We start from the raw sequence: 10,253 nt of genomic DNA on the forward strand, positions 1-10,253 counted from the left end.
CTTCTTGCGGCGCTCAGGCAGGAACCATGCGAAAAGCAGCACGGCAAAGGCGACGCCGAGTATGCCGACCGCAACCCACCAGCTGCCGCTGAGGATGGTACCGATGGCGGCGAAGAGCGCAATCCAGAAGAAGGTTCCGAAGCTCGCGTTCCTGTTGCCTCCGAGAGGGATGTAGAGATAGGACTGGAGCCAGCGGCTGAGGGACATGTGCCAGCGCTTCCAGAAGTTCTGGGCATTACGCGCCTTGTACGGAGAGTTGAAGTTCTGAGGGAGGTAGAAGCCCATCAGCATCGCGACTCCGATGGCGATGTCGGTGTATCCCGAGAAGTCGGCGTACACCTGGAGAGAGTATCCGAAGAGGGCCGCGAAGTTCTCGAAACCGGAGAAGAGCATAGGACTGTCAAACACCCTGTCAATGAAGTTCACGGCGATGTAATCCGAGAGTATGATCTTCTTGGTAAGACCGTTGAGTATCCAGAACACTGCTATTCCGAATACCCTGCGGCTGAGGTTGAACGGCTTGTAGAGCTGCGGGATGAACTCGCTCGCACGGACGATAGGACCGGCCACGAGCTGAGGGAAGAAGCTCACGTAGAAGCCGAAGTCGAGTATGTTCCTCACCGGCTTCACCTCGCCGCGATAGACGTCCACGGTGTAGCTGATGATCTGGAAGGTGAAGAACGAGATACCTACAGGCAGCACTATCTGGTCGACGCTGAACCTCTCTGTTCCGGTGATCATGTTGCCGGCGAGCGAGAAATAGTCCACGACGTTGAGCTGCAGCCCGAACATGTTGTTGAGCACGTCCGTGAAGAAGTATGCATACTTGAAATAGCATAGCAGGAAGAGGTCCGTGACTATGCTGCAGACCAGGAAGAAGCGCTTCCATCCACGTTTCCTGGCCCCGTCGATTCGCTTGGCATAGAAGAAGTCCGAGCAGGTGACGAAGATGAGGATGAGCACGAATATGCCGCTGGTCTTGTAGTAGAAGAGCAGGCTGACGAAGAATAGGAAGGCATTGCGCAGGAGTCTCTTGCTCTTGACAAGTGCGAAGACTGCATAGACGAGCGCGAAGAAGGCCCAGAAATAGAACTGCGTGAAAAGCAGCGGCGAATTCTCATCGAATGAGAACACGTTCCTGAGGAATTCCAATATTAGGTTCAGCCAATCCACGTCCTGCTATCTCAGTGTATCTGCCTGCGCCACCGGCACCGCAGATGAATCCCTCACGGATGCAGCTTCAGCCAAGGTGTCGACCTCCGGCGATTCTGTATCATAATCGTTGCGCATGAGCCTTTCGATCACGTCAGGGGTGAGCTGCTCGGTGAGAGGCTTCTTGCGCCACTTGTAGTAGTCGTAGTAAAGAAGAAGGGACTGGGCGAGAAGATTGCCGACCTCGTCCGCACCCTTGTGGGTGAAATGGATGTAGTCCTTGCCGGCATAGCCGGAGCGCACCCACTCGACCATGGAATTGTTGCCGCCCATCACCTCGTAGATGTCCCAATAAGCTGCGCCTGCCCTATTGGCGTTGGCGCGGAGGGTGTCAATGACGGCCGGGAGCGCAGGGTAGGTCCTCATGGATCCGTTCACGTTTGTGGACATGTCCGAAGGACCGATGAAAAGTATCGCTGCATCCGGCGCCTGCTCGCGGACATAGCAAATCTGGTTGTAGATCTTCTTTCCGAATTCGTCGAGTGCCTTGCCCACACGCATGTACGGAACTGCATTTCCTCCGTACTGGAGGATGATCAGACGCACGTTCTCGCGCTTGTAGAAGTCCGCGAGCTGGGCTGCGTCTATCCTGGTGAAGATCGTACCGGAGCAGCCGCGCATCGCCACGTTGTCGAGCGATACTCCTGCCTCTCCGTCGAGGAGGACTCCGTACACGTCGGCATTGCCGCTGATTCGGAATGAAACGGTCTGGGAGCTGTCAGGCACGTCGATGACATACCTCCTCAACGCTCCCTCGAGAGTGTCGATCACGGCAGTGGAGCCTCCGCACATGATGCTGAGAGGCTCCTTGGCCGCGTCTGTCAATATGGTCACCTTGTCCATGAACCTGACACGGTGGTCAGGGGCAAGGCGTGTGTTCGGAGAGAATGTCACGTCCATGCTGCCGCGCAGGCGGGCTGCCTGTCCCATTGGGCCATACTTGCCCGAAGACACCTGGAACTCCTTCGTTCCGTAGACTATGCTGCGGGCAGGAGTGTTCGAGCGGATCTGCTTCAAGGTAAGGGTCGTGTACGGCTGCACGAGAGGCATCATGCCCGCTCCGCTGCCGCCGAAACGCTCCTGAAGCTGCTGGCGCACATTGTTCGTGATTCTGTCTTCCTCGCGCTGGGAGTCACCGTAATGCACTATCCTCATCGGATAGATCATCGCGCTGTCGAGTGCGTCGAAGAAGTCATTGAGCATGTCCGGATCATCATTCGGGAAGAATATCCTGGTAGGACTGTTCTTGGCGAACTCGATGAACTCAGACTCCTCTGCAGCGCGAAGCTCAGTGAGCCTGCGGGCAAGTATCTCCTCGGGAGATTCGCCCTCCGGCTCCTCCTGCTCAGCATACTTGTCCCCGCCGAGCGCCTGCTCGAGGGTTGGGAATCCAAGGGTCGTACCACCCAAGGTCACTCCGCCGGCTGGAAACACCGCGCAGAGAACACCCAAGGCGAAAAACACCGAGAAGATGAACAGTACGACCCTTGATGATTTCATTTAGTTCTTCTTCCAGAGTTTGGTCATGTCCTCGAGGGTCTTGCCCTTGGTCTCAGGAACAAGCTTCCATACGAATACGGCTGCGATGACGCAGATGATACCGTACATTCCGTATACGAACCAGAATCCGAGGCTGTTTGCGAGAGGAACGAAAGAAGTAGAGACGATCCAGTTGAAGATCCACTGGAATGCGACTGCGATAGCGACTGCAGCACCACGGATGGTGTTAGGGAAGACCTCAGCGATGAGCACCCAGCAGATAGGACCCCATGAGAACATGAAGCTTGCTGAGTAAACCATGATTGAGATCATGCAGAGAAGCTGGAGGCTCTCGTTACCGAAGGTGCAGGCTACGCCGATCGCACCGATTGCCATACCGAGGGAACCGGTGATGAGAAGAGGCTTGCGGCCGAGCTTCTCTACGGTGAAGATTGCGACGCAGGTGAATGCGAGGTTGACCACGCCGTTGAATACGGTGAGGACCATAGGGTTGTTGAAGCCCATTGCCTCATAGATACGAGGAGCATAGTAGAGCACCGCGTTGATACCAACTGCCTGCTGGAAAACTGAGAGCATGATGCCGACGAAGATGCAGAGAACACCGTAGGTGAGGAGTTTCTCGGTCTTCTCGGTCATGGTAGCCTTGATCTCGCCGAGGATCTCCTTTGCCTTGGTAGCACCGTTGATCTTTGCGAGGATGGCCTCTGCCTGAGCGTCCTTACCGATAGATGCGAGGTAGCGTGGAGTCTCAGGAACGAGAGAGATAAGGAGAGCGAAGAGACCTGCAGGAACCATCTCGGAACCGAACATGTAGCGCCAGCCGTTCTCGATTGCCCAAGATGCCTCAGCACCGTTGGTTACCTGGTTGAGGCCCTGACCGATGCCCTCGATGACAGGAGCGATGTGGCCGCCGAGGATGAAGAAGTTCACGAAGTATACGACGAGCTGTCCGAAGATGATAGCGAACTGGTTCCAAGACACGAGCATGCCGCGGATGTTGCTAGGTGCGATCTCACCGATGTACATAGGACATACCGCAGAAGCGAGACCTACGCCGACACCACCGATGACACGATAGATGTTGAAGACGATGAGGAGGGTCAAGTTAGCCTCGCCCTTGGCAAGGATCATACTCTCAGGGTTCATTGAGCCCCATGCAGAGATGAAGAACATGATACCCGCAAAGATGAGGGACTTCTTACGTCCCCAGTTCGATGCGAGGAGGCCTGAGATGGCCGAACCGATGATACATCCGATCAATGCGCTTGAGCTGGTGAAGCCGTGCAAGAAGTCGGTGTACTGGAAGTCTGATGCGCCCATGAAGAAAGCCTGGAGGCCTTTCTCGGCACCGGAGATCACTGCGGTATCATAACCGAACAGGAGACCGCCCAATACTGCCACGAGGACGATTGAGAACAGATAGGATTTGCTGCCTTTGTCTTGTGTTGCCATAATAGATCTGGTCAGAATTTGTAATAAGTGTTTATTTGGTTTAAGTGATAATCTTGCAAAGATACGAAATGCAAACGAATAATCCGCGCGCGTATGCGTATTATGATTATCGCCCTATTTGACTATATTTGCAGTTTATGGAAGGCGGCTCAAATATCGACAGGCAGAAGCTCATCGCGCGCAACACCATGCTGCTCTACTGCAGGATGCTGCTGCTCCTTTTCGTGGGCCTGTACACCTCCAGGGTCGTGCTCGGCGCGCTGGGCATAGATGACTATGGAATCTACAATGCCGTCGGAGGCGTTGTCTCGATCTTTTCCGTCGTTTCCGCCGCCCTCACCTCTGCAATCAGCCGCTTCCTCACCTTCGAGCTCGGCAAGGCAGACGGGAGCCTCAGAAGGCTCAGGGCCATCTTCCGCAACTCCATGAAGATACAGCTGATGATGGCAGGAGTGATCATCCTTCTCGCCGAGACCGTCGGGCTGTGGTACCTCAACACCAGGATGTACATCCCTGACGGAAGGCTCACGGCAGCCAACTGGGTGCTCCAGTTCTCGCTCATTACCTTCGCCATCAACCTTGTCAGCATACCTTTCAACGCCGCGATCATCGCTCATGAGAAGATGAAGGCCTTCGCCTACATCGGCGTATTCGAGGGCCTCACGAAGCTCGCAGTGGCCTTCCTGCTGCTCGCAGCTCCGACCGACAGGCTGATCTTCTACGCCGCCCTCATGTGCGCAGTCGCCCTCATGGTCCGCATAACCTACGGCATCTATTGCAGAAGGATGTTCGAGGAATGCCGCAGGGGAAGCGGCTCGGATGAGGCTGTAGAAAGCAGTTCTGAGGAAACCGAAAGCACCGCATCGCTCCTCAGGCAGATGCTCTCGTTCGCCGGATGGAACTTCATCGGAGCATCGTCCGCAGTGCTCAGGGACCATGGCGGAAACCTCCTGATAAACGCGTTCTGCGGCACGGCAATAAACGCCGCGAGGGGCGTAACCACCCAGCTCAGCAGCACAGTGCAGGCTTTCGTGAGCAATTTCATGACCGCACTGAATCCGCAGATAACAAAATCTTATGCTGCAGGTGAGAGGGACTACACCGAAAGGCTCGTCTTCAAGGGCGCACGACTCTCCTTCTTCCTGCTCCTGCTGCTCTCCCTGCCGCTGCTGATGAACATGGACTTCGTGCTCGGCGTCTGGCTCAAGGAAGTACCACCGAGAGCGGTCTCTTTCGCGATCCTGACCCTCATATTCGCGATGAGCGAGTCCCTTTCGAACCCACTGATTACTCTCCAGCTCGCCACCGGCGACATCAAGAAATACCAGATCATAGTAGGCGGTCTGCAGCTGCTCAACGTGCCTGTCTCATGGATCCTGCTCGCGAACGACATGGATCCGGAGTGTGTGCTTGTAGTGGCCATAGCGCTTTCGCAGGTCTGCCTCTTCGCACGTCTCGCCTTGCTCAGGAAGATGGCGGGGCTCGATGCGGGCAGCTACCTCAAGACGGTGTACCTCAGGGTGATCATCACCTGCGGCTTCTGTCTGCTGCTGCCGCTCCTGGCGCAGCCTCACCTCCCCGGAGGATGGGTCGGATTCATCGCCAGCTGCGCAATCTGCGTGCTTTCCTGCTGCCTCTGGATATGGGCGAAGGGATTGGAGACAGATGAGAAGGACTTGGTAAAGGAAAAGCTCCACATACGATGAAGATAGGCATAGTCACATTACCGTTCCACACCAACTACGGCGGCATCCTGCAGGCATACGCGCTGCAGAAGACGCTGGAGAGGTTGGGGCATGACGCAGAGATGGTCGACACCCGGGACCCTCTCGGATTCGACACCCGCAGGATCATAGGCACCAAGGTGGTGCGCTGGAACACGGACCGCTTCATCCGCAGGAACATCAAGTGCGGCGGGAAGCCGAAGGAAGGCCGGTACGACGCGCTCGTGGTCGGCAGCGACCAGGTGTGGAGAGAGAAATACAGCAAGAACCTCGGCAAGTATTTCCTTGACTTCGCGAAGACATGGAAGCTGCGCAGGGTCGGATATTCCATCTCCTTCGGCACGGACGAATGGGAATTCACCCAGAACGAGGAGGACCTCTACAAGCCGCTGGCCCAGCTTTTCGACTGCGTTTCCGTCAGGGAGGACTCCGCCGTGGCTCTCTGCAAGGAACATTTCGACATAGACGCCGTCCATACGCTCGACCCTACCCTTCTCCTCACGAAAGAGGACTACCTCGCGCTCATCGGCAGGAGGTATGACAGGAAGGGGCCTCGCGCCGGAATCATGTGCCACATCTTCGACAACACTCCCGAGAAGCTCGAGTTCGTGAAGATGATGCAGCAGAGACTGGGCAAGGAGGCATTCTGGACCCACAACCGCGACATAGACACCAAAGGACTCGCCCTTGCCGACAGGGCCCAGTACCCTATTGAGGACTGGCTCCGCGGCTTCCGCGACGCCGACTTCATCATAACGGATTCCTTCCATGCATGTGTGTTCTCGATAATCTTCGGGAAGCCTTTCGTGGCCTTCGGCAACGCCAAGCGCGGACTTTCGCGTTTCGAGTCGCTGCTGGGAAGCCTCGGGATGGAAGGACATCTGATCTCCCGTGCGGAGGACTTCGACATGGAAGCCGCCTGCACGGTCGTCGACCCAGAAAGGCTCGACGCTCTGCGCAAAGAATCCATCAGCTACCTCACAAACGCACTGAAATGAAGATAGTCTACTACAGCGGTCTCCAGTTCGCGGATTGCGACTTCCCTCTCGTCAAGGCCTACCAGCAGGCCGGCGAGGACGTGACCTACATCATCCCTCTTCTCTGCGACAAGCTCAACGGTCCGCTGCTGAGCATAGGCAACCAGATACAGAAGTCGGACATCCTGCAGGCCACAGATTACGAAGAGTTCAGGAAGTATTCCAACTACATGGACCTTTCCGACACCCTCGTCGTGAACCGTATCACCAAGGGCGGCACTTTCAGGAATGTGCTCCTGTACTTCCGTCTCGCGCTGAAGCTGATGAGGATGAAGCCGGACGTGGTCCATATCACGACTCCGCTCGCAGGTCCCGAGTTCCCGCTCTACCTCCTGAAGAAGAAGATGGTGCTCACCGTCCATGATCCTTTCCCACACAGCGGCGAGATGTCCGCAAGAAAGGAGAACCAGAGGCTTCGGGCATTCAGGAAGGTGCGCAAGTTCATCCTGCTGAACGCTCGCCAGCGCAGGCAGTTCGTCAAGAACTACAATATTGAGAAGCCGGTGCTCGTGAACAGGCTCGGCGTGTACGACGCGCTGAACGCATTCGATGACGTGCATGTGGAGGAGGGCGGCTACATACTCCATTTCGGCCGCATCTCGCCATACAAGGGCATCGAGTACCTCTGCGAGGCCATGGAGAAGGTCCATGAGAAGAATCCTTCCCTCAAGTGCATCATCGCCGGCAGCGGAGTGATGTATTTCGACCACAGGAAGTACCTGGACAAGCCGTACATGAAGTTCATGAACCGATACATAGGCACGGAAGAGCTTGCCAGCCTGATCAGCGGTGCGCTCTTCTGCGTATGTCCTTATACCGACGCCACCCAGAGCGGCGTAATATCATCGGCCTTCGCGCTCTGCAAACCTGTGCTCGCGACGGATGTGGGTGCGCTGGGAGAGTCCGTCTCCGACGGCTACACCGGCAGGCTCATCGCAGCCAAGGACGCAACCCTTCTCGCGGACACCATTCTCGAGATGGCATCCGACCAGGAGAAGCTCAACGAAATGTCCGTGAACATCGAGAGAGAAAGTCGCTCGGGAGACATGTCATGGACCGAAATCGCCGACAAGAACCTCAGATTCTATGAAGAATAAAGTCCTGGTCATAATCGTCACCTACAACGGCAAGAAGTGGATAGACCGCTGCCTGGGCAGCCTGAAGGAGTCCACCGTGCCCGTTGACGTGTTCGTCGTCGACAACGGCTCGAAGGACGACACTGTCGCACGCGTCCGGGAGACCGGCAGGAAGTGGTTCAGCGAGACCTCGAACGACGGTTCGGGATGGTGGCTCGTAGACTTGGTCGAGAGCAAGGAGAATCTCGGCTTCGGCAGGGCCAACAATCTCGGGCTCAAGTACGCGATGGACAATGGATATGATTTCGTATATCTCCTGAATCAGGACGCATGGGTAGAATCCGACACGATTGAGCTTCTGCTTGAGGCTTTCGGAAAGAATCCGGGCTACGGCGTTCTCAGCCCGGTCCAGATGACTGCCGCCGGAGACAAGATGGATCCGCAGTTCGAGCTCAAATGCCAGAAGTATCTGCCCGATCTGAAGTCCATCTTTCCTAGCATGAAGGCGGTCCATCCGGTTCCTTTCGTGATGGCGGCGCATTGGATGATCAGCAGGGCATGCCTGGAGAAGGTGGGAGGTTTCTCCCCTGCCTTCGCCCACTACGGAGAGGACGACAATTTCCTCGACAGGTGCAGGTGGCACGGGATGGGCATCGGAGTCGACATCGAGGCCAAGGCCGTACATGACAGGGAGAACCGCCCGACACCGAAGGCGAAGAGGATGAGACTGAAGTACGTGGGCTCGCTGGTAAAGATCAGCAACCCCGCCTGCTTCCTGCCATGGAGGCTTCTGCGTCAGCCGCTGGAGCTTCTCTTCATCAGCATCTTCTACCTTTCATGGGACTCCTTCGTGGGAATCTTCAGGCTGATATTCTCCTACCCCAAGCTCATACGATGGCGCAAGGCCAGCCGCAAGGGTGCCGCTTTCCTGGAGGCTGACAGCAGAGGATAGAAAACGCCGACAACTGAATCCAGGGTGGCAAACAAGAGAACAAAATGGAAATGAAACTGACAGAAGGAATAGTCAAGATAGTCAAGGAGGCATCGAAGCTGATGCTCACCGACCACTTCGAGATAGAGAGCAAGAGCGGTGTCGAGAACATCGTCACCTCATCCGACATCGCAGTGCAGTCCTTCCTCGTGAAGGAGCTCTGTGCTTACATCCCCGGTTCGAGCGTGCTCGCCGAGGAGGAGGGAATGCAGGAGTCAAAGGATGTCGAGTACCTCTGGATCATCGACCCTATCGACGGTACGATGAACTATTCCCGCGGAATCAAGGAGTCTGCCATATCCGTCGGTCTGATGCACAACGGGGAAATGCTCGCAGGCGTGGTCTACAGTCCTGCCGGAGACGAGCTGTTCTATGCGGAGAAAGGCAAGGGGGCCTATTTCAACGGCGGCCGTATCCATGTCTCAGACCGCCCGTTCAAGGCCAGCCTGATCTGCACGGCCATGAGCACCTACAACAAGGACTGGGCTCCCGAGTGCGCCGCCGTAATCAATGATGTCTATTACAAGATCAACGATTTCCGCCGCTTCGGAACTGCTTCGCTGGAGATCTGCTATCTCGCGATGGGAAGGGTCGAGCTCTATTTCGAATACCGCTTGCAGCCTTGGGACATCGCCGCAGGATCCATCATCCTCTCCGAGGCAGGAGGTGTGCTCAGAGGGCTCCACGGTGCTCCCCTCACCTTCCGCAAGCAGGAGCTGACCATCGGTGCCAACAACGAGGAGAACTTCTCTCTCCTCAGCGAAATCGTCAGCCGCCACATCCCCGCCGTCCGCTACTAAGAAGGATGGGCGCATCAGCGCCGCAACGTAGTGTGCGAGACTACTGTCGAGCCACGAAGTTGCCGGCCGGAGCGAAGCGAGGCCGTTATATTAAAGTATTCTCCGCAACGAAAAAAGCCGGTCAAAATTGACCGGCCTTTCGTTGTGGAGAATAAGAGATTCGAACTCTTGACCCCCTGCTTGCAAAGCAGGTGCTCTACCAACTGAGCTAATCCCCCGTACCAGAACTTTTGGTTCCTGGTAGAGACGCGCGGAGTTGAACCGCGGACCTCCACATTATCAGTGTGGCGCTCTAACCAACTGAGCTACGCCTCTATATAAAAGACTGGATGAACAAGCTGCCTTGTACCACTCCGAAAAGCTCTCGTCAAGGATCAGCTCCAAAAAGGAGGTGTTCCAGCCACACCTTCCGGTACGGCTACCTTGTTACGACTTAGCCCCAATTACCAGTTTCGCCCTAG

The 10,253-nt window shown here is 56.0% G+C and carries 8 protein-coding genes, 2 tRNA genes and 1 rRNA gene; 5 read left to right on the forward strand and 6 right to left on the reverse strand.

Annotated features, from left to right (window positions below):
• The 3 genes from AC06ND_RS06750 to xylE form a co-directional block, all read right to left on the reverse strand.
• The coding region (locus tag AC06ND_RS06750; protein WP_475678233.1) for an MBOAT family O-acyltransferase at positions 1–1,173 on the reverse strand (1,173 nt) is incomplete at its 3' end.
• Between the two features lie 6 nt (positions 1,174–1,179).
• Positions 1,180–2,712, reverse strand: a complete 1,533-nt coding sequence (locus tag AC06ND_RS06755; protein WP_475678234.1) for an SGNH/GDSL hydrolase family protein — start codon at positions 2,710–2,712, stop codon at positions 1,180–1,182.
• Positions 2,713–4,164, reverse strand: coding sequence for a D-xylose transporter XylE (xylE, locus tag AC06ND_RS06760; protein WP_475678235.1), 1,452 nt, complete (start codon positions 4,162–4,164; stop codon positions 2,713–2,715).
• A 137-nt stretch (positions 4,165–4,301) separates the two neighbouring features.
• Between xylE and AC06ND_RS06765 the strand changes: the two genes are divergently transcribed.
• Genes AC06ND_RS06765 through AC06ND_RS06785 form a run of 5 tightly spaced genes read left to right on the forward strand, consistent with a single transcriptional unit; the run spans position 4,302 to position 9,792 of the window.
• Positions 4,302–5,870: a lipopolysaccharide biosynthesis protein gene (locus AC06ND_RS06765; RefSeq protein WP_475678236.1), complete on the forward strand. Its 1,569-nt coding sequence runs from the start codon at positions 4,302–4,304 to the stop codon at positions 5,868–5,870.
• Positions 5,867–6,886, forward strand: coding sequence for a polysaccharide pyruvyl transferase family protein (locus AC06ND_RS06770; RefSeq protein ID WP_475678237.1), 1,020 nt, complete (start codon positions 5,867–5,869; stop codon positions 6,884–6,886). Before AC06ND_RS06765 ends, AC06ND_RS06770 begins: the two co-directional genes overlap by 4 nt.
• Positions 6,883–8,022: a glycosyltransferase family 4 protein gene (locus AC06ND_RS06775; protein WP_475678238.1), complete on the forward strand. Its 1,140-nt coding sequence runs from the start codon at positions 6,883–6,885 to the stop codon at positions 8,020–8,022. Before AC06ND_RS06770 ends, AC06ND_RS06775 begins: the two co-directional genes overlap by 4 nt.
• The gene (locus AC06ND_RS06780; protein ID WP_475678239.1) at positions 8,012–8,953 is read left to right on the forward strand and encodes a glycosyltransferase family 2 protein; all 942 of its coding nucleotides are present in this window, start codon (positions 8,012–8,014) and stop codon (positions 8,951–8,953) included. Before AC06ND_RS06775 ends, AC06ND_RS06780 begins: the two co-directional genes overlap by 11 nt.
• 50 nt (positions 8,954–9,003) lie before the next feature.
• The gene (locus AC06ND_RS06785) at positions 9,004–9,792 is read left to right on the forward strand and encodes an inositol monophosphatase family protein (RefSeq protein WP_475678240.1); all 789 of its coding nucleotides are present in this window, start codon (positions 9,004–9,006) and stop codon (positions 9,790–9,792) included.
• A 145-nt stretch (positions 9,793–9,937) separates the two neighbouring features.
• Here the strand turns inward: AC06ND_RS06785 and AC06ND_RS06790 are convergent.
• The 3 genes from AC06ND_RS06790 to AC06ND_RS06800 form a co-directional block, all read right to left on the reverse strand.
• Positions 9,938–10,010, reverse strand: a tRNA-Ala gene (locus tag AC06ND_RS06790).
• A 20-nt stretch (positions 10,011–10,030) separates the two neighbouring features.
• Positions 10,031–10,107 (reverse strand) — tRNA-Ile (locus AC06ND_RS06795).
• Positions 10,108–10,176: 69 nt separating this feature from the next.
• Positions 10,177–10,253: ribosomal RNA gene (locus AC06ND_RS06800) — 16S ribosomal RNA — on the reverse strand; the annotation flags it as partial.

It is taken from the genome of Candidatus Cryptobacteroides sp. (assembly GCF_056207615.1).